The organism is Caenimonas terrae (genome assembly GCF_042655405.1).
GTDB classification, from domain to species: domain Bacteria; phylum Pseudomonadota; class Gammaproteobacteria; order Burkholderiales; family Burkholderiaceae_C; genus Ramlibacter; species Ramlibacter terrae_A.
In genome coordinates this window covers 928449-947896 of sequence record NZ_JBHSMF010000006.1, presented here as the reverse complement: position 1 = coordinate 947896, position 19448 = coordinate 928449, and the positions used below count along the sequence as shown (strand labels likewise).

Annotated in this window: 22 protein-coding genes; 16 read left to right on the top strand and 6 right to left on the bottom strand. The window is 65.1% G+C overall.

The genetic code is table 11. The annotated features are described in order from the left end of the window. Window positions 1-2 precede the first annotated feature (2 nt). Genes ACFPOE_RS11350 through ACFPOE_RS11300 form a run of 11 tightly spaced genes read left to right on the top strand, consistent with a single transcriptional unit; the run spans window position 3 to window position 13373 of the window. A complete protein-coding gene (locus ACFPOE_RS11350; RefSeq protein WP_376850193.1) occupies window positions 3-4115 on the top strand; it encodes a coiled-coil domain-containing protein in 4113 nt (1370 codons plus the stop codon). Beyond that, window positions 4112-5752: a hypothetical protein gene (locus ACFPOE_RS11345; protein WP_376850192.1), complete on the top strand. Its 1641-nt coding sequence runs from the start codon at window positions 4112-4114 to the stop codon at window positions 5750-5752. The genes ACFPOE_RS11350 and ACFPOE_RS11345 overlap by 4 nt, the downstream gene beginning before the upstream one ends. Before the next feature lie 4 nt (window positions 5753-5756). Continuing rightward, complete coding sequence (locus ACFPOE_RS11340; RefSeq protein WP_376850191.1) at window positions 5757-9413, top strand: phage head spike fiber domain-containing protein; 3657 nt, start codon at window positions 5757-5759, stop codon at window positions 9411-9413. Beyond that, window positions 9410-9904: a hypothetical protein gene (locus tag ACFPOE_RS11335; RefSeq protein ID WP_376850190.1), complete on the top strand. Its 495-nt coding sequence runs from the start codon at window positions 9410-9412 to the stop codon at window positions 9902-9904. The genes ACFPOE_RS11340 and ACFPOE_RS11335 overlap by 4 nt, the downstream gene beginning before the upstream one ends. Before the next feature lie 3 nt (window positions 9905-9907). Further along, on the top strand, window positions 9908-10315 hold the full coding sequence (locus ACFPOE_RS11330) for a hypothetical protein (protein ID WP_376850189.1): 408 nt from the start codon (window positions 9908-9910) through the stop codon (window positions 10313-10315). A 15-nt stretch (window positions 10316-10330) separates the two neighbouring features. Then, window positions 10331-10633, top strand: a complete 303-nt coding sequence (locus ACFPOE_RS11325; RefSeq protein ID WP_376850188.1) for a hypothetical protein — start codon at window positions 10331-10333, stop codon at window positions 10631-10633. After that, window positions 10630-11265 carry an SGNH/GDSL hydrolase family protein gene (locus ACFPOE_RS11320; protein ID WP_376850187.1) on the top strand — a complete coding sequence of 212 codons (636 nt, stop codon included), beginning with the start codon at window positions 10630-10632 and terminating at the stop codon, window positions 11263-11265. The genes ACFPOE_RS11325 and ACFPOE_RS11320 overlap by 4 nt, the downstream gene beginning before the upstream one ends. Continuing rightward, window positions 11262-11483 (top strand): hypothetical protein, encoded by a 222-nt coding sequence (locus ACFPOE_RS11315; protein WP_376850186.1) that lies wholly within the window; start codon window positions 11262-11264, stop codon window positions 11481-11483. Before ACFPOE_RS11320 ends, ACFPOE_RS11315 begins: the two co-directional genes overlap by 4 nt. 29 nt (window positions 11484-11512) lie before the next feature. Further along, window positions 11513-12484 (top strand): lysozyme family protein, encoded by a 972-nt coding sequence (locus ACFPOE_RS11310; protein WP_376850185.1) that lies wholly within the window; start codon window positions 11513-11515, stop codon window positions 12482-12484. Continuing rightward, complete coding sequence (locus tag ACFPOE_RS11305) at window positions 12481-13056, top strand: hypothetical protein (RefSeq protein WP_376850184.1); 576 nt, start codon at window positions 12481-12483, stop codon at window positions 13054-13056. Before ACFPOE_RS11310 ends, ACFPOE_RS11305 begins: the two co-directional genes overlap by 4 nt. Then, the gene (locus ACFPOE_RS11300) at window positions 13053-13373 is read left to right on the top strand and encodes a hypothetical protein (protein WP_376850183.1); all 321 of its coding nucleotides are present in this window, start codon (window positions 13053-13055) and stop codon (window positions 13371-13373) included. The genes ACFPOE_RS11305 and ACFPOE_RS11300 overlap by 4 nt, the downstream gene beginning before the upstream one ends. Window positions 13374-13484: 111 nt before the next feature. Here ACFPOE_RS11300 and ACFPOE_RS11295 read toward each other — a convergent pair whose 3' ends face one another. The 4 genes from ACFPOE_RS11295 to ACFPOE_RS11280 all read right to left on the bottom strand — a co-directional run bounded on the left by ACFPOE_RS11295 (window position 13485) and on the right by ACFPOE_RS11280 (window position 15484). After that, window positions 13485-13751 (bottom strand): hypothetical protein, encoded by a 267-nt coding sequence (locus ACFPOE_RS11295; RefSeq protein WP_376850182.1) that lies wholly within the window; start codon window positions 13749-13751, stop codon window positions 13485-13487. Window positions 13752-14294: 543 nt separating this feature from the next. Beyond that, a complete protein-coding gene (locus ACFPOE_RS11290; protein ID WP_376850181.1) occupies window positions 14295-14942 on the bottom strand; it encodes a hypothetical protein in 648 nt (215 codons plus the stop codon). 80 nt (window positions 14943-15022) lie between these two features. Then, the gene (locus ACFPOE_RS11285; protein ID WP_376850180.1) at window positions 15023-15202 is read right to left on the bottom strand and encodes a hypothetical protein; all 180 of its coding nucleotides are present in this window, start codon (window positions 15200-15202) and stop codon (window positions 15023-15025) included. A 24-nt stretch (window positions 15203-15226) separates the two neighbouring features. Beyond that, window positions 15227-15484 (bottom strand): hypothetical protein, encoded by a 258-nt coding sequence (locus tag ACFPOE_RS11280; RefSeq protein ID WP_376850179.1) that lies wholly within the window; start codon window positions 15482-15484, stop codon window positions 15227-15229. 78 nt (window positions 15485-15562) lie between these two features. Between ACFPOE_RS11280 and ACFPOE_RS11275 the strand changes: the two genes are divergently transcribed. Beyond that, entirely contained in the window at window positions 15563-15760 is a 198-nt protein-coding gene (locus ACFPOE_RS11275) for an SOS response-associated peptidase family protein (RefSeq protein ID WP_376850178.1), read from the top strand. Window positions 15761-15763: 3 nt separating this feature from the next. On the opposite strand, the gene ACFPOE_RS11270 is transcribed toward ACFPOE_RS11275, so the two are convergent. Continuing rightward, window positions 15764-15982, bottom strand: a complete 219-nt coding sequence (locus ACFPOE_RS11270) for a hypothetical protein (protein ID WP_376850177.1) — start codon at window positions 15980-15982, stop codon at window positions 15764-15766. Window positions 15983-16115: 133 nt separating this feature from the next. On the opposite strand from ACFPOE_RS11270, the gene ACFPOE_RS11265 reads away from it, so the two are divergent. The 4 genes from ACFPOE_RS11265 to ACFPOE_RS11250 all read left to right on the top strand — a co-directional run bounded on the left by ACFPOE_RS11265 (window position 16116) and on the right by ACFPOE_RS11250 (window position 18737). Then, window positions 16116-16856 carry a TIGR04255 family protein gene (locus tag ACFPOE_RS11265; RefSeq protein ID WP_376850176.1) on the top strand — a complete coding sequence of 247 codons (741 nt, stop codon included), beginning with the start codon at window positions 16116-16118 and terminating at the stop codon, window positions 16854-16856. Next, window positions 16849-17169, top strand: coding sequence for a hypothetical protein (locus ACFPOE_RS11260; RefSeq protein WP_376850175.1), 321 nt, complete (start codon window positions 16849-16851; stop codon window positions 17167-17169). Before ACFPOE_RS11265 ends, ACFPOE_RS11260 begins: the two co-directional genes overlap by 8 nt. A gap of 7 nt (window positions 17170-17176) precedes the next feature. Next, window positions 17177-17785, top strand: a complete 609-nt coding sequence (locus tag ACFPOE_RS11255) for a GrpB family protein (protein ID WP_376850174.1) — start codon at window positions 17177-17179, stop codon at window positions 17783-17785. A 514-nt stretch (window positions 17786-18299) separates the two neighbouring features. Beyond that, window positions 18300-18737, top strand: coding sequence for a RipA family octameric membrane protein (locus ACFPOE_RS11250; RefSeq protein WP_376850173.1), 438 nt, complete (start codon window positions 18300-18302; stop codon window positions 18735-18737). A gap of 17 nt (window positions 18738-18754) precedes the next feature. Here ACFPOE_RS11250 and ACFPOE_RS11245 read toward each other — a convergent pair whose 3' ends face one another. Beyond that, the gene (locus tag ACFPOE_RS11245) at window positions 18755-19405 is read right to left on the bottom strand and encodes a response regulator transcription factor (protein WP_376850172.1); all 651 of its coding nucleotides are present in this window, start codon (window positions 19403-19405) and stop codon (window positions 18755-18757) included. Window positions 19406-19448 lie beyond the last annotated feature (43 nt).

The window sequence follows — 19448 nt, the reverse complement described above, 5'->3', positions numbered from 1 at the left end:
GCGTGAGCGAAGCCAGCATTGTCCTCTCCGCGATCGACAACACCAAGGCGTCGTTCGATTCGGTCAAGGCCTCCCTAGGGACCATGCGGGGAACGGTGGCCGGGCTGCAGAGCAGTCTGGTCGGCCTCGGTGCGGCATTGGGCGTGATCTCTACCGCCATGTCGGTCAAGGGCGTCATCCAAGGCGCCGCCGAACTGGACAAACTGTCCAAGCAGGCCGGCATCGCCGTCGAGTCGCTGTCGGGGCTGGCGGTTGTCGGTAAAGCCACAAGCACCGGTGCCGACCAGATCGCCACGGCCAGCAACAAGCTGAGCAAGTCGCTGGCGACGTCGACGGAGGAAAGCAAGGGCGCCGCGGCAGCGCTCAAGGCGCTCGGGCTGAGCTTCGATGGCTTCCAGAAGATGGCGCCCGACCAGCGCATGAGGGCCGTGGCCGATGCCATGGCCAAGTTCGAGGATGGCGGCCAGAAGTCCGCTGCGGCCATGATGCTGTTCGGCAAGGCCGGCGCCGAGCTGCTGCCCTTCCTGAAGGACCTGGCGGCCACCGGCGAGCTACATGCCAAGGTCACTGCCGAACAGGCCGTCCAGGCCCACGAGTTCGAGGTGGCGCTTATCCGGCTCGATGCGCAGTCCAACGCGTGGAAACGCACGCTGGCGATGGCTCTGCTGCCGACGCTGAACGACATCCTGCAGACGGTGATCGAGCTGCGGGGGAATACCAGCGCCCTCGGCGACCTCCTGGCCGGTGGCGTCAAGGATGCGCTCCAGACCGTTGCCGTGCTCGGCGTGAATCTGGTCTACATCTTCAAGGAGACGGGGATCGAGATCGGAGGAATGGTCGCGCAGCTGCAGGCTCTGCTGCGGCTCGACTTCTCCTCCATAACTGGCTCGATCAGGGCGCTGAGCATGGTGCTCAACCCTGGAAACGCCGCCGCCGCGCTGATCACGGGCAACTGGAAGGCGTTCAATTCCATCAGCCAGGAAATGAAGACCGACGCCGCCGCCGCGCGCGTCGAAGTCGACAAGCTGAGCAACTCGCTGCTGGGATTGACCAACAGCCGCGCCGGCGCAGGACGCGGCACCGCCGCAGATCCACGCGCTCTCGGGCCAATCGCCAAGGACGATTGGCAGCTGGAGCAGGAGAGGCTGAAGCTCAACGGGGACGGCAAGGCCAATTCCGAATACGAGAAGCTCGTCAAGCAGGTCAACGAGCGAATCGCGCAGCAGGAAAAGGAGCTCGCGATGGGTCGCGAGCTGACCGAACAAGAAAAGTTCGAGGTCAAGATCCTGGCGGACATCGACAACGCCAAGAAGTCGCTGACAGACACCGAGAAGGCATACCTCGAGCAGAAGCTCAAGCAGTCCAACGTGGACGCCCTGGCCCTGCAGATGTACAAGCAGGACCTCAAGAACGCCGGTGACATCGCGCGCCAGGTGTTTCAGGAGAACGCTGAACTCGCGGCTGACGACAAGGCGCGGAAGGACGCGCGCGATGCCCTCAATCAGTCGCTCTTGGACCAGACCAAGGCGCTTCAGGACAACGCCGCGCAGCTTGACCTCGAAGGCAAGATGCTCGGCGCCACCGATCGCGAGCGCGTCACCGCGATGGAGAACCTGCGGATCGACACCGAGCTGCAGAAGCAGAAGCTGGAGGTGGACAAGAACCTGCTGCTGAATGAGGAAGCCCGGGTCAAGGCCCGCGCCCAGCTCGATGCCAACGCCGCGACGGCAAAAGCGCAGTTTGCGGAGCGCGAAGGCCTCAAGGAGCAGCTGGCGCTCCTGAACCAGGTCGAAAGCGAAGGCAAGCAGCTGTGGGACACGCTCACGGCCGGCGGCACCGACACGTTCAAGAAGATCGGGCAGTCCCTCAAGACCTTCCTGCTCGACGAGCTCTACGCGCTGGTCGCCAAACGCTGGGTGCTGAATATCGGCGCGAATATCTCCCAGTCAGTGGTTGGTGGAGGCGGTGGGATGGCTGCAGCAGGCAGCAACATCGGCGGGCTTGGCAACCTGGTCAGCGCCGGCAGCTCGCTCGGCGGGATCGGCTCCGCAATCAGTACCGGCTTCACTGCGGGCTCGGCCGCCAGCGTCGGCGTCGACGCCTTCGGGGTCGGCTCGGTGGGGTCGGCCGGCGGTATCGTCGCAGGCATGGGCGAGGCGGTCAGCGCCGGCCTTGCCGCGATCGGCCCGGTCGGCTGGGTCGCCCTGGCCGCGATCGCAGCCTACTCGATCTTCGGCAGCGGCGGCCACGGCCCGAAAACCGAGGGCGGCTACGCGCCGGCCGGCCTCGACATCCAGGGCCGCGACATCGGGGGCAACCTGCAGGGCAGCCAGCGCGGAGACGTCGCCAGCGCCATGAGCTATGCGGACGGCATCAGCGCCGCTTACGCCTCGCTGGCCAACACCATGGGCCTGGCCAAGAAGGCGCTCGACGTCGGTGTCTTCTTTGCCAAGGACCCCAACGGCACCAGCCAGACCCAGCTGCAGGTCACCTCCAGCGCCGGCTACAACCGCGGCGCGCTGATGGGCGGCATCGAGAACGTCGGCCGCTCCGACGCCGAGTTCCAGACCGCCGTCACCGACGCCACCAGCCAGCTGCTGCTCAACGCCCTGAAGAATTCCGACCTGGCCAGCCAGTACAAGGCGATTCTCAACCAGGTGGCCGACAACGCGGACGCCGGAACGATCCAAACCGCCATCAACCGCGTCACGGCCGCCAAGACGCAGCAAGCGCAGCTGGAAGACACGCTGTTCCAGCTCACCGCCACCGACCTGGAAAAGCTGAACAAGACCCGTGCGGCCGAGCGCGCCGCCGTCGACCCCTTGAACGCGGCGCTGCTGGAGCAGGTCTACGCCCGCCAGGACGCGATCCGGGCCGAGCAGGACGCCACCGCGGCGGCGCAGCAGGCCACTGCGGCAGCCGAGGCCCAGGCCAAGGCACAGGACGCGCTGCGCGCCGCCACCGTGGCCGCCAACCAGGCGCTGGACACGGCGGTCAACAGCGCCATGTCGGCCTATGCCAGCGCCCTGCAGGCCACTGTGAGCCAGCTGCAGTCGACCGTCAGCACCCAGCAGGGCTACGCCGACGCGCTCAAGCAGTTCCGCCTGGCCCTGACCACCGGGCCGCTGGCCGCGCTCTCGCCCGAGGCGCAATACAACGCCACCAAGGCCGAATTCAATCGCCTGTCGTCGCTGCCGGTGGGCAGCGACGAGCGCATGGCCGGCCTGCAGAACGCCGGCCAAGCCTTCCTGCAGGCCAGCCAGAGCTACAACGCCAGCAGCATGGCGTACTTCTCCGACCTGGCCGCGGTCAAGGGGACGGTGCAGGCCAGCGAAGGCGCAGCCCTGACGGCGGCGCAGATCGCGCGGATCCAGCTCACCACGGCGCAGAGCCAGCTGGACGTGCTGCAGGGCATCAAGGCCAATACCGCCAGCGCTGCCTCGCTCCTGTCCTCGATGACCAGCGCGCTGATCGCCCAGATCAAGGGCGGCGGCTTCGTCGGTGCCACGGTCAACCCGGCGGCGCTGGCCGCAGTCACTGGCGGCACCACCGGCGTGGTCAACACGGTGGGCGGCGGCGTCACCTCGTACACCTCGGCCGCCGGCGCATTCGCCACCTTCAGCGGCAACACCAACGCGATCTACGCCAAGGACGGCAGCTACGTCGGCACCGCCAGCAGCGTCACCACCTACATCAGGCAGCTGTTCGACGCCGGCGACTACCAGGGCATTTATGACGGCGCCAAGCGCCTGGGCATCAGCCTGTCGGACGTGGACACGCTGGGCGGCTTCGCGGCCGGTTCCAGCAACGCCTGGGCCACCAGCAAAGGCCTGCCCAGCTTCGCGGTGGGAACGCCCTTCGTGCCGCGCGACATGGTGGCGCAGATCCACCAGGGCGAGCGGATCCTGACCAACACACAGAACCGCGACATCACCGCCAACAGCGCCGCGGTGGTCGAGGAACTGCGGGCCCTCAAGGCCATCTGCCAGCGGCAGACGGAAGTCATCGCGGAGTACTCGCGGCAGGATCTGGCAAACGGCGCCCAGGCGGCAGCGGCAGCGACGAAGGTGGCCGACACCGCGCAGCTGCAGAGCGTGCGGGCGGTGACGCGATGACCAGGCCGATTCTGGTCGCCCAGTTCACCGGCCTTGACGCGAGCGGAGCCTCGACGACGACGCTCGTCGCGACCGAGCCCTTCTCGCAGGGCGGCGGGTCGTCGATCTTCTATCCCGGTGGCCTGACGAAGCCTGGGCTGATCCGCCGCATGATGTATGACAACCAGGCGCTGCGCGGCCCGGAGGCGATCGAGTCGGGCGTGGCCGAGATCGACAACACGAACAGCGACTTCGACGGCCTGTGCGGTCTGGCCTATGACGGGATGACCTTCACGGTGGCGCGAATGGACCCGGCGACGCTGGTCGCCTATCCGTCGCCGAGCAGCCTGAAGTATTCCTTCTTCGGAAAGTCGGAGCAGGCGACATACGACTTCAACACGTTCACGTTTGCGATCCGCGACGCGGTGCATCAGTTCGACGTCGCGGCGCTGGTGACGAAGTACGCAGGCAACAACGTACTGCCGAACGGCATCGAGGGGTCGGCGCAGCTGCTGGGCAAGCCCAAGCCGGCCGTCTTCGGCGGCCCGGCGAAGAACATCAGCCCGATCCTCGTCAACACGTCGAAGCTGATCTATCAGGTCGACGGCGTGCGCGGCCTGGTCTCCGGCTACTCGATCTCCGTCATGGACAAGCGCAACCTCCTGACCGCCGGGGCTGTCTACAGCAAACAGTCGGACATGGAAACGAACGCGCCGGCCACAGGGCAGTACAGGGTCTGGCCGGCTGGCGGCTGCTTCCGCCTTGGGTCAACTTCGACGGGCCGCGTTACTTGCGACGTCACGAATCCCTGCACGACCGGGAACGGGCTGACGGGGTCGACGACGGGGCTGGAGATCCACTCCGTCATGCGGCAGCTCGCGGCGCTGCAGAACCCGGTGTTCACATCCAACGCGCCGTTTCAGAGCCTATGCGCCGCGACGCCGGCGGTCGCCGTCTATCTCGACTCAGAGATCACGGTCTTCAACGCCCTGGCCGATGTCGCCAACAGCGTCAACGGCTACTTCCGCTACATGCAGAACCAGTTTGTGTTGGAGAGCGACGGCGGGATCGGCTTCATGCTCGGCCAGCTCTGCGACCCCGCGAGCCTGCCCTACACGCCTGACCGACAGATCCTCTACGTCACCGAGGCCGACTGCCTGAGCGTGCCGAGGCGCGTCACGCCGCCGGGCTTGGAGCGCGGCCTGCCTGTCTGGCGTGTGAATCTGCAGTACGACCGCAACTACACCGTGATGACCGAGACGGATCTCGTCGGCATTGCGTTGACTGATCTGGAGTACGCGTCGAAGGAGTACCGCACGGTCACTGCCTCCGACAGCTCGATCCTGACGCAGTGGCCGGCCGCGCCGGAGCTGAACGTCACGACGAGCATCACGAACCAGACCGAGGCCCAGGCGGAGTGCAATCGGCTGCTCGCGCTGCACAAGGTCCGCCGCGACATGATCGTCGTGACGATCCCCGGCGAGCTCGCGCGCCAGGTCCCGGACACCGCGGGGACCTTGTTCTATCCGGTGCAGGTCGGCAGCCGCGTGAACCTCAGTTACCCGCGCTTCGGCCTGGACGCCGGGCGCCTCTTTCTCGTCGTGACGCTGCTGGAAAGCTACGACGACGACACCGTCGAACTCACCCTCTGGGGCTGACCATATGAGCTCACTTCTGCTGGCCTACTCCAACAGAGCCGACGGCGGCTCCCTGTCCGGCGGCTCGTGGTGGAACCCGGTCACCAATTTGCAGGACAAGCGCCTGGCGCGCGTCGCCCGCACCAACGACTGCCGCCTCACTAGCACGCGCCTGCGCTGCGACCTGAAGGCGCGCTACCCGCTGCGCGCGATGAGCCTGCACGCGCACAACCTGAGCACGGCGGCGCAGGTCCGCTGGCGCTGCGGCCGGGCCTCGCTCGACATCCTGTTCGACTCCGACACCGTCGACGAGCGGATCACGTTCTCAGGCGGCGCCAACGGGACGAGGATCAACAGTCGCGGGCTGATGCAGGCGAGCACGCGCTCGAACCTGGCGCCGCGCTCGCAGGAGTTCGAAAACGCGAGCTGGACTAAAACAAGCGCCACCATCACGGCCAACGCGATCGCGGGCCCATTCGATCCGTATGGTGGCCCGGTCACGGCCGACGCGCTGGTCGAGGCGGCGGGCGCCGTCTCCCACATGCTCTCGCAGAGCATCACGACGGTCGTTGGCACGACCTACACGCAGAGCATCTACGTCAAGGCCGGCCTGCGCGACAAGTTCCTGCTGCAGTTCTACGACGGCACGACGGACGTTCAGTTCAAGTTCGACCTGGCGGCCGTCTCCGCGACTCTCGCGACGGCCGGGCCCAACGACAGCAGCATCGCCGCGGTGGGGCGCGGCTGGTATCGCGTCAGCCTGACGGCGCTCTGCGCGGCGACGGCCGGCTCGTTCCGGCTGTACCCGCTGGACGCTAACGGCTCGCTGGTCTACTCCGGAAGCACTGCCAGCCCAGCGCTCTATCTGTGGGGCGCACAGCTCGAGATCGGCCCGGTCCTGACCGACTACATCGCAACGACCACGGCAGCCGCCACCGTCACGGATCCGCGCATCGACTACGACCCGCGCAATCGGGTGACGAATCTCGTCTACCCATCGCAAAACTTCTCTGCGTGGAACCAAGACCATGTAGCAGCTGCAGGCGGCTATACCGCGCCGGACGGCACCAACACGGCCTTCTGCGTCACCGAGGACACCACGAACGGCGCCCACCGGATCTACGTCAGCGGGCCGAACAGCACGGCCGGCCTCGGCGTCTACTCGTCCAGCATTTACCTCAAGGCGGGGACGCGGAGCAGCGCCGACTTTGTCGTGTCGGATAACGCGACTGGTGTGATGGGCGCCACGATGAACCTGGTGACTGGCACCGTCGCTCTCTCGGCCTCCGCGGCGGGATCATGGGCTGGCGTGTCGTTCGAGTCTGTCAGCGCCGGCAACGGCTGGTGGCGCGTTAGCGTTCATGGATACAAGGGTAATGCGGCCGGCAACTGCCTGGTCATGGTCTATCTGCTGGACTCCAATAGCAGCGCCTCGTATACCGGCAACGGGACGGGCAGCATCTACGTCTGGGGCGCTCAGCTTCAGGCCGGGCCGAACACCACCGCCTATATTCCGACCGTCGCGGCGCCGGCCAGCGCCTATCAGGACTTCGGCGCGATCCGCACCAACCGGCTGCCGTTCTCCCAGGAGTTCGACCGCTGGGATCGCAGCGGCGAGACGGGCAGCAGCGTATCCGCGAACTCCGTCGTCGCGCCGGACGGCACGCCCACAGCGGACGCCTATACCTGGCCGTCGTCCGGCACGACCTTCGCGTATCTCCCCTCGCTGACGAAGGGCGACGCGAGCAAGGCGTACACCTACTCAGTATGGGCGAAGGTGCCGTCGGGGACGCTCTCGCTGTCGATCTGCATTAGCGACTTCAACGCCCATACTGCGAACGGATCGCCGAACACCCTGACGACGGCCTGGCAGCGAATTTCCTTTTCTGTCCCGGCGGGCGCTCTCGCTAACACCGGGTATCTCGGCGCGGGCCTGTTCGGAGGTCCCGCCGCGGGCAACGTCATCCACCTCTGGGGCGCGCAGCTCGAGGAGGGCGCCGTCGCGACCGATTACATCCAGACGTTCAGCACGGCCCGCACCTCGCCCGACGGTTGCCGCGGCCTGCTGGTGGAGGAGGCGCGGACGAACCTGCTGCAGTATTCGCAGAATCTGGCGCTCTCGCCGTGGTCCGGCAACGTGACCGCGACGCTGTCGCCCACTCTCTTTCGCGGCTTCGCTCCGTTCTACACGCTCGCGAAAACGACCAGCGGTGGGTCGGAATCTCGCGCGCAGGACAACGCCACGACGACGACGACGTCGGACTACATCACGGCGACGATCGCGCTGCTGGCAGGTACGTCCTCGCAGGTTCAGGTCGGGATTTACGACTCTGCCGGTGGCGGCGTCGGGTTTGGCGTCATCGGCGCCAACGACGCCGAGGTTCTCGAAGGGCCCGGGACGCTCTCGAATGTGCTCAACGCTCTGATCACCGTGACCGGCCTGTCCCCGACGGTGCCGACCGTTCTTCGCATCACCAAGCCGCCGCAAGCCGCGGGAGGCAACGCGGGCCTGTTTATCTATCCCGGTACGTCCACCAGCACGACGATCGGCGATAGCGTGCTGGCGACCGCCTGCCAGATGGAGAAGGCGTCGTTCGCCACGAGCTACATCCCGACCGCCAGCACGCCGGTCACGCGGGGCGCCGACAACAACGCGATGTCCGGCTCCAACTTCACGAGCTGGTTTACGTCGACGACGGGCACCCTCTATGCGGACTTCACCGCCTCGAGCACCTCGCGGCCGGTGGCCTCGATCCCCGTCGAGTTGAGCGATACCACGTTCAATAACCGGATAGCGCCCTACCTACTGACGTCCGACAACCGCCTGGCAATCTACGTCGACGCAGCGAGCACGGCGCTGAACGCTGCGACGGCGATCTACCTCGTGCCGAACTCGCCATGCAGGACGGCGATCCGCTGGGACGGCTCTACGGGCGCCATTTCCACCAGCGGCAGAGCAGTCCAGTCCGGAGCGACGGCCAGCCCGGTCGGCCTGAACAAGCTGACGATCGGGCACGACGGAAACAACGGGGAGTTTTTGAACGGGCATGTCAAGCGGATCGGCTTCTTTCCCGGATCGACGTCCGACAGGCTGGCCGATATCGAGATGCAGGCCATCACCACAGGCGGGCTCGATTCCATCGGCTACAACAGCGGCTGGATCAACGCGCTGCAGCTGGCGTTCCAGGGCGACGCGCCCGCGGCCTGGGGCCTCGAGTACATGGTGCATACGACCCTCGGCGGCGCGGCGATCAGCGCCCGCTTCCTGTCCCTTGAGATCAGCGATACGGCGAACGCGGCGGGCTACGTGCAGGCCGGTCGCCTCGTGGCTGCAGGAGGCTTCCAGCCAGCGAAGACCGCCTCCTATGGCCTGCAGTCCGGGCGCGCGGATCTGAGCTCCGTGACGACGTCGATCAGCGGCGTGCGTTATGCGACGCCGCGCCGCCGCCCGCGCAGCGAGCAGTTCCAGCTGCAGTACGTGACGCAGGCCGAGGCCGACCGGATCCACGAGATGCACGACGAGATCGGGACGGTCGACGAGGTCGTCTACGTCCCGGACGCAGCGGACGCCGCCTACAGCCAGCGGTACGGCTTTCTCGGCTACCTCGAGCAACTCGGCGCGCTGGACTACCCGTTCCCGCTGCGCCGCTCCGTTCCGTTCCAGATCAAGGAAAAGCTATGAGCAAAGTCACGACCTACAGCTACGTCAAGGCGCCCGGCGTCACGTGCTCACGCCTGCAGGCGATCTCGGTCTTCTGCGGGACGTCGACGCTGACGGCAGACGGCACCTGGGCGCTGCTGCAGGACTGGATGGCCGGCCTCGACAGCGCCGACACCCCTGAGGGCGATACGTTCCGCCAGTCCGTCGCGGCAGCCTCGCAGGCGCTCGTGACGCTTGCGGAGCCGCCTCCGCCCGCGCCGCCGCCGCCCAGCGTGGTGCCTCAGGCGATCGACATGGTGAAAGCCGAGGTGTACTTCATTCGGATCGGCATCGACCAGGAAGTGAAGGACGCGGTGGCTGCGGCCGGCGCCGAGGCGCAAGCGATCTGGCAGCGCAGCAAGACCGTGCAGCGCAACAACGCCCTGATGCTGCAGATCGCCACCAACGTCTTGCACTGGACGGCGGCGGACATCGACGCGCACTTCATCGCAGCCGACAAGATCGAGATCTAAGCAATGGTGCGCCTTGCGCTCTACCGCGGCCCGGCGCCGACCCGACTCCGGCAGGTCGCGCATCGCCTGATCTGCTGGCGCACGCGCGGGCCGTATTCGCACGTGGAGCTGATCGACGCCGACGGCTGGGGGTGGAGCAGCAGCTGGCTCGATGGCGGCGTGCGGCGCAAGGCCATCGACTTCGGCAACGGCCACTGGGACCTGCGCACCATCGACCGCGACCTCGAAACAGCCGTGAAGTGGTTCGAGGACCACAAGGGCGAGCCTTACGGCGTGATGGGCCTGCTCACCTGGCTGCTGCCGTTCCGCGTCGGCGACAGCCGCCGCCCGTTCTGCAGCGAGGCGGTGGCGCTGGCCATCGGCATGCCCAACGCCTGGCAAGTCAGCCCGAACGACCTTCCGACCGAATGAAAGGCCCGACCGTGCATGGATCCGAAAGAACACCCCAGCGACGCGGTTCGCCGCGCCGTTCGCCGCAGCCTGGTGCTGGACCAGTGGGAGCGCGAAATGGATGACGACCGCCGCCAGGGCATGCCACGTCGCGAAGACGATGCAGAGCGGACTCTGACCGATGCCGACGTCAACGCGATCGTCGAGCGCTTCCAGGAGGCTGTCACCAAGCGCTTCTACACCGACATCGGCAGAGGCGTGATCGCGTCATGCAAGCGGGCGCTGATCATCGTGCTGATCGGCTTCGCGGCCTACGGGTCCTGGAAGGGAATGAAGTGAAGCGCCGCGCCGTCTTCACCCTATCGGCCGCGCTGCTGGCCAGCTGCGGGGGCGGCGGCGCGAGCGCGGCGCAGGAGCTGCCGCTGGTCAACCTGGAGGGCGACAGCCTCACCAGCAGCCACATCGCCGTGCCGCCCGGCCGGCTGGCGGTGCCCACGGTGCGCCGCATCAATGAGCTGGCGGCCGACCGCTTCCTGGCGATCGACAACAGCCAGCCGGGCGCGCGCATCGTCGACGCCCTGGAAGGCTCCGACACCATGCCAGGCGACCCGTATGCGACGCGCGTGCGCATCACGCCGGCGCGGGTAGCCGTGCTGCGCTGGGGCGGCTCCGACGCGATCCTGGGCACCGCGCCAGACCTGTTCGGGCAGCAGCTGCGCGAGATGGTGCGGCTCACCCGCGACGCCGGCGTCGCGCCGCTGCTGGTGGAGGTGATCAACCACGACCAGTGGAAGGTGCAGGCCGACATCTTCAACGCCATCAACCACCAGGTGGCCACCGACACGTCGACGCCGATCGTGCTGATCCGCGACCTGCCGTGGGCGCTGGTGGACCGTATCCACCCCGACCAGGCCACCGCGGACGCGATCGACGGCCGCATCACCACCAAAGTGCTGGAGCTCCTGCAATGAAACTCGCCTTGATCCTGGCCACCGCCTTCAGCGCCGCGCCTGCCGTGCCGGAGGCGCCGGCGCCGCAGCTTTCCCTGATCCCGCAAGGCGCCGTCATCCAGTGCACCGCCCCGGGCGGCTGCTACGTGGCCAACGAGCGGGCCATCGCCGCGCTGGTGCGCGAGGTGACCGCCAGGGCGCGCGCCAGCTCCTGCGGCCGCGGCGCCGACGCCCTCTGACCCGTCACCACCCCCGAAAGGAAACCGCGATGACCGACGACAAGATGCCCAAGCTGCTGCGCCGGCGCAGCTGGGTGCTGTGGCTGCTGCCGGCGCTGGTGCTGGCCTGGCTGTTCTTCACCGACCCGGACGGCGGCCGCGCCACCGAGATCTGGGTGCTGCGCGTGGTGACCGCCTTCATCGCGGTCGCGTTGACGCACCTGGTGCGCAAGGCCTACTTCGACTACCCCGAGGCGGATCTGCGCAAGATGCTCCGCAAGGCGGTGGAGGAGCCGACCGGCGCCGGGCTGGCGATGCTGGCCATCATGGTCTTCCTGACGGCGGTGCTGATGCTGTTCGCCGGCCAGGTGCGCGCCCAGGACGTGCGCACGTACATCCCGCCCAACGCGCAGGCCTTGCTGCCGGTGCTGGCCAGCGAGCGCAGGGCCCAGTGGCCCGACCACCCGGATCCGGCGATGCTGGCGGCACTGATCGAGCACGAGAGCTGCATCACCCTCAAGCGCGCCAGCTGCTGGAACCCGGCCAGCCGCCTGAAATCGGCGCGGGAAGAGGGCGCCGGCCTGGGCCAGATCACACGCACCTGGCGCAAGGACGGCAGCCTGCGCTTCGACGCCCTGGAGGATCTGCGCGGCCGCCACCCGGCCCTGGGCGACTGGAGCTGGGAAAACGTCTACCGGCGCCCGGACCTGCAGCTGCGCGCCGTGGTGCTGATGGGGCGCGACAACTTCACCTACTTCCACCGCCTGGGCGTGCCGGCGCCGGCGGCGCTGCAGTTTGCCGATGCTGGATACAACGGCGGCAACGCCGGCGTCCAGGACGAGCGCCGGGCCTGCAAGGCGGCGCCAGGCTGCGATCCGGCCCGGTGGTTCGGCCACGTGGAGCTGCACTGCCTGAAGAGCCGCGAGGCGCTGTACGGCGGCCGCAGCGCCTGCGACATCAACCGGCACCACGTGGTCGACGTGGTGCTGGTGCGGACGCCGAAGTACAGGGGACTGGTGTGAGCCTCACCGAAAAAATCATCCGCGCCGTGCTGATCTTCGCCCTGATCGCCGGCGTGCTGTTCATCACCGTCAAGGTGTACGAGCACTGGCGCGGCGGCGTGTACGCCGAGGGCGACACCGCCGGCGCCGCCCGTGTCCAGCAGCTGTGGAACAAGGACACCATCGCCCGCGCTGCAGCAGCTGCCAGCGCGACCAAGGCCGCGAGAGCGGAAGAACGTGAACAGGCCGCCCAGGCCATGGAGACCGAACGTGAAGCAAGACGCAATGCCGAAAAAACCGCGAGCCTGGCCCAGGCTGCTGCTGCTCGCTCCTCTGCTGCTGCTGGCGGGCTGTCCGGCCACCTTGCCGCGCTCGACGCCGCCGCCCGAAGTGGTGGATTGCCCACGGCCGCCGCCTGTCCCGGCGAGTTTGTCAAGCAGCGCGACGACGCCATCCGCGCGCGAGCGGTCCTCGGATCGTGTGTCGCGGAATATCAAGCGATGGGACGAGATGATGACGGCGCCATCGATGCCGTCGCCCTCCGCCTCGACACCGCGCTGAGGTACATCACGATCGTGGGGCCGCGCAAGTGATCACGCTGAGCAACAAGCTGCGCCTGGTCAAGCCGGGCGTCTACGCGCACTGGTGCCCGGCCTGCGACAAGCCGCACCAGTTCAACGAATTCGCCGACGACGACCCGGAACACCGCGGCTGCAAGTTCTACTTCAACGGCAATTGGTTCGCGCCCAGCTTCGGGCCCGACATGAACATCGAGTCGGCGACGGTGCCCGAGACGCGCTGCCGCTACTACCTCACGCGCGGGGTGCTGGAATTCCGCAGCGATTCCACCCACGCCCTGGCCGGCCAGGTGATCCCGCTGCCGGACTGGCCGGTGCACACGCGCTGCTGATTGCGCTCGACAACTTCGCAGTTGTCTCCTCCCGGGCGTTTTAATCAGGGGCGCCCGGATACTCCAAACCCCCGCGGCGGGAAGGTCGCGGGGGTTTTTTTACTGCGAAGATTAGGCGTATTGAACCCAGTTGGCGTTGAGCCACTGGGTAATGTGCTGGAAACTGCGCAGGTTGCTGGGGAGGTACTGCAACATCCGTTCTGCCTTCAGCGCATCCATATCGGATCTCAAGTGGGTGTTGAGATAGTGCAGTACCTCGTATCCCTCATGCCTGTTCAAGAGGTCGCGGTCAGGGTGTCCGGTGAGGTGGGCGTTGTCACCGCCGCCCGCACGCCAGCCGTAGGTGAATTGCAACTGGGACTGGGAGAGATTTGCCATCGTGAAGCTCCGATCCGGCCTAAGGCCATACGAAAACCGACCTTTGTTAAAAAATCGAGCTATGCTTCACATGTGTGTAGGTTGGCGTAGCTGACCTTCCCTCCCCGGGCCGTGACGGTTTGGGCGCAAAGGGCTGGAGTTGACGCTCCAGCTCTTTGTCGTTCTGGGGATGATAATTTATCCAGTATTCGCAATACAAGAGGTTGTGGTTCCTAGGGGAATGCACGGTTGTCGCGCTTGACGCCAGGCCTCGTTACCAGCATTCCGGACTTGATCGTAGATCCCGGCCTGGCTTGGCAGGGGGTGAGCTAATCCCTCAGGCAGCATTGGGCGCAGCGATCGTCAAGTACTCAGTCCAGCTTCGATTACCTTAGCGTGCAAGGTCCGCAAGCACCTGGGCACGCTCTTCCCTCGGTGTCGCCGCCGACAACCATGTCCTCGGACGTGTCGTCATTTGAGAAAACGCGGAGCGCGACGCAGAATTTCTCGCCGGCTTCCGCGCGTGAGCACTCTTGCAGCTGCGCGATGACCTAACGCGTCCCTTTATGGCTTCTTCAGGACGGCCAAGACAGCTTCCCGTTCACGCAAGCTTGGATCGGCATTGACAGTGCAGGTCATCCCTGCGGAGAGCATTGCACGTTCAAAGAGCACAAACTCGGCAACCGGATTGTCGACGCTGCGGACAAGCAGTTCGAGTCCATGCGGTTCGGGGCCAGACTGCATGATCCCGCGCGGCAACCCGCCATCAGTCGGGTATATGTCTACTCCACAGGACTGGAAAAGGTTCTGTAGTTCAAGTGCATATATCTGCGCCTCAACGTCAGAGACGCAAGAGACTCTGAGAGTGAGTGGTGGGGTAGCGTCTTGTTGGAATGGAGCGCTTTGTAGCAGTGGCTTGAGCGTTTCCGCCTGTTTCTTGTCGACGCGGCGCATTCGATTCATTTCGGCAATTCGTTCATTCGCTTTGGCGGCCTCTGCATTGGCTTTTGCGGCGCCTTCTTTTGCCTCCTCAGCCCGCGCATTTGCTTCGGCGATCTTTCTATCCGCCTCTTTCGATACGAGGTCGGACACCTGGTATCCAACCATTCCAGCGACAAAAGCAGCCCCGACAGCAAGCGCGCCAGCGATGGCGGCGGTGGCGGTTGCCCAAACGAATATGGCCTCAAGCGCCGCGATTGAAAAGCCCCACATGGATTGCCCTCACTGCCCTTACATTCAAACTGAGTCACTACCGATGACCGCCTGCTGATCGTTCGCCACCTTGAACGTGCTCATGGCATCCGCTCGAAGTCGCCTGCCATGTCGGCCACCGGCACCTCGCCTGCCTCGTCGCCATCCAGGCTCGGAAAGACGGCGATGAGCTCGCCGTCGACGTCGCAGACCAGGACCGCCTGGGCCGGACCGCCGATCGGGTCGCTGTAGTGGTAGTTGCCTGGACTGGTGGGGATCATGCGCGGCAGTCTACTCGCCGCGTTTCAGCCCTTGGCGATCCCGCGGTGCACGGCGGCCTTCTCCTTGGCGGCGTCGTCCTCCGGCTTCAGGATCTCGCGCGCACGCGCGAGCAGCGCCAGCTCGGGGCCCAGGTCCAGGGTGACGGCGTTGGCGTCGCTCAGCACCTCACCGGGCGCCGCCTCGGCCAGCATCTGCCCGTCACTGGTCACCAGGCGGTATTCCACCGCCCGCAGGATCGCGGCCAGTTCCGTCAGGTGGGCGTTGGCCAGGGTCATTGCCATCCGATCATCGTAGCCGAGCCCTACGGCAAAATCCGACGGTCGGCCTCTCGGCATCGCTGGGCTGTGGAGTTGGTCACCATGCTGACGATCAATGCCACGGACCACCCGGTGATGTGCAATTACCACCGTCCCGACGATGAGAAGCGGATGATCGTGCTGCTGCGCGAGGATGACTTCGACGCCTGGCTGGATGCGCCGGTCGAGCGGAGCATGGAATTCATGCGGCAGTGTCCGCCGGAGGACCTGGTCGCCGTCGGCGAACCAAAAGCTGCGTGACTGTCAGCCTAGCCGCTTCGGCGTGCGTAGCGTGAATTCTTCGGTCTTCTGGATGCCCCAAGCGGTGAGGTAGGTCACGGCGCCGGCGCGCGGCTTTCCGCCGCGGTCTTCGACCTTAAGGACTTCCTGCACGGAGGCCGCCAATGAGATCCAGTGGCCGCCGTCAAACTGCACGTAGAGCACTCCGGCCTCAATCTTCGTCGCGATGGATTGATTTTGCACTGGATAAGCATACAGTATCAGAAGGGCGCCGTAGCCGTGTTATTTGCACGCTCGCACCCCCGAATCAGATGAAAATCCCGGGCCCGGGTTTAGGGGGGCCTATGCTACGATTTATTAATAACTCGGTGATCTCATGAAGCTACCTACGCGGTTAGGCAAGGAACCGCTGATCGAGGCGGTCTTCGAAGTCCGTTTTGAATCGACTATTGACGCGTCGGACATTCTCCCCGGGCTGCTCCATGTTGCGCTCCCAGGTGAGAAGCGCATTGAGCGGCTACCGATAAACGAGTTGCCGAAGTCGTTACGCGATCAGGATTTGCAGCTGTCCGTGCAGCCGCTCGTTCGAATATTTTGGAATGGTTTCTACATCATGGTCGGGGAACGCTCCCTAGCGATCTCTTGTACTCTTCCTTATCCCGGCTGGGGGAAGTTCAACGAGGCAATTGTGCAGGCGCTGGGCCATCTACGGGATTCGAGGATCGTTACGGCGATCACCCGATATTCGATGAAGTACGTCGACATGATAGAAGGCCAGAACCTGGGGGCGAACATCGATCGCGTGGAGCTTTCAGTGCAAGTCGGCCGCCACGCGCTGAAGAAGGAACAGTTCCAGCTGAAAGTTCGTATCGAACAGGATGATATGTTCCACATCATTGACCTTGGAGCACCAGCGCACGCGAAAATGCATACGGGGGACGTGCGTGAAGGCCTGCTCGTGGCCATCGATAGCATTGTGGAGGGAAGAATGCCTCTGACGCAGTACATGAACGGGGTTGAAGGCAGGCTAAAGAAGCTGCACACCGCAAATAAGGCGATGTTCTTCGAATGCCTCAAGCCAGCCACGATTGATTATCTGGAGCCAACCTATGATTAGCACCTATTCAATCAACCGTCAGTCACAAACAATGAGCAACTTGCTGGTGGGTATCAGCATGATTGCCGGCGCACCTGCCCATGCTGCTGTGCCTGTGCATGTGCCCGCGGCCACGCGAGTCACAACCCCTCTGCAGTCCCAAGAAACGCCTCCTTCGGTGACGGTGACATATGACCTGGAAAAACCTGCGCTCGCATTTGAAGACGGTGTTGGCCAGGTGTTCAGTCGCCTTCAGGCCGCGCAAGAGCCGCTCGGGCGCGAATTCGAACAAGTCCTCATTGACAACCTCTGGAACCTCTACAGTCGGTCATAGGAAAGAATTGCCGGTTGATGCCGAGACGCTGACGGACTACCTGCCCTATTACCTGACGAGAGAGGAACGGGAGGGACTCCTGAAGGAGCTGGCTGAGTGGCCGCGCCAAATCAGCTACTACTTGTCCGGATTGGAAGATGAGGTCTTGCAGGGGGATGCGTGGACATCGCTCCCCATTCGCCACTCCGAGACTGGAGAACTCGCAAGAGTCACGGGCATCATTCTGTCCAACAGCTGCTCGATAGATCCTTCAAATGATCGTGCAATGCCTGCAAAGGTGGTGGTTGCTCCATTGGTCGAACTGGACCGCTACAGGGAGGTCCTTATTGCGGCCGGGTTCGCCCCAGATGCAATAACGGGCCGCATCGATGCCATTAAGGAGCAGCGCGTCCACAACATCTTTTTTCTTCCGGCGGGCGCTCAACTGAGCACGGATCACTTGGCTTACCTCGACGATCTGTATTCGTTCCCTGCTGCGAAGCTGACCGGCCCGGAAAGGTCAAACAGGAAGCTCGCCACGTTGGCTACGACAGGCTTTTACCTGTTCATTTTCAAGCTGTCGATTCACTTCTGCCGTTTCAGTGAAAACGTGTCCAGACAGCCCAGGCCAGTCTGATACACAGAAGACGAGCAGTTAGGGAGTTGTTCGTTGCCGCCCGATCGCTACAGGGCAGAGACATTCCGGAGTGCAGCGTAGGTCGGTGTCCTAGAACTGCTTCGCGTGGCACGGCATAGGCAGCCAGACCGCCAAGCAACGCCGATTCGGGTCCCCTGACTTTGGAATAAGCCTTGGTCGCCGCTTCGGAAAAAGAGCCGGATAGGCTGCCTCTTTGGAATATTGGAAGTGCCCGGAAGCCGCGCCAGTGTTGGGTTCGTGCACCGGCCTGTCACGCCGGGGGTCGCGGGTTCGAGTCCCGTCCACTCCGCCATCACATCGAGAAGGCCCGCCACAAGCGGGCTTTTCCTTTTGCGGCCGGGAAACAGCTTGGCGTGCTGCCTTCGGCCTCGACGCTTTCCTCGGCATTCGCAAGCCCTCGCCGCAGTCGAAGCGGCTGCTGCGCATTTAGGCTGCGCATTTACTTTGGCCGGCGTTGATGTGACAGTGGCGAACGCGTCGAAAAGGAGCAGCCATGGGCACCGAAATGCGACTGTTCGAGGAATGGAAGGCCAACAACGACCTGCTGAAGTTCTACGAGGACCTGAAGCAGAAGCGCTTCGCGCACTTCCTGACGATCCAGACGGCGTTCCTGGCGTTCTTCGCATTGCTGGCGAAGGACGCACTGGGCGCCGCCTCGATGGTGTCGCTGACGGCGCTGGTCCTGGTCGCGGTTCCGCCCCTGATCATTTCCTTCCACTTCATCCGCGTGGACGCGCGCAGCCGGGCGTTCGTCGACACGGCCAACACGCGCCTGCTCATGATCGAGGAGGAATGGAAGCGGATCTCCCCCGAGAGCCATTTCTGGACCTACCAGAACCTGTTCGACGTCCTCTCCCGCCACGAACAGGGGACCATCGAACGCCATCTTCGGGCGAGGAATCTCCACGGGTTTGGCGGCGCCGCCGTCTGACGCCAGCCGTCCCCGCGTCACGCCTGGATCAGCTTTTTGCGGATGGCATAGCGCGTGAGGCTGGAGACGTCGTGCAGCCCCAGCCGCTCCATCATGCGGCTGCGGTGGACGTCCACGGTCTTGGAGGACAGGCCGAGCTTGAAGGCGATCTCCTTGGACGCCAGGCCCTGCGCCAGCAGGCACAGGATCTCGATCTGCCGCGCGGTCAGTTCCTCGTCGACGGTCGGCTCCGACGGCTGCAGCAGGCGGCTGGCGATCGCGCTGCTGAAGTAGCTGCCGTTGGCCATCACGTTGCGCACCGCCTGTTCGAGTTCCGCCGGCGACGCATCCTTGGTGAGGTAGCCGCACGCCCCGTTGGCCACTGCACGCTTGATCAGGTCCACCGAGTCGTGGGTGGACAGGATGACCAGCCGCAGCTTCGGGAATTGCGCATGCAGTTTCGCCACCGCGCTCAGGCCGTCCATGCCGGGCATGCTGATGTCGGTCATGACGATGTCCGGCTGCAGGCGCTCGACTGCGGCCAGCAGCTCGTGGCCGTCCCTGGCTTCCGCGATCACCGTGACGCCGGAGATCTGCGTCAGCAACGCCTTGATGCCGGAGCGGACCAGGTCGTGGTCGTCCGCCAGGACGATCCGGGTCGCATGGGTGGGGGAGGAGGAGGGCTGCATCGGTGACCTGACTATGTGCCGCACATGCGGGGCTTGCCCACAG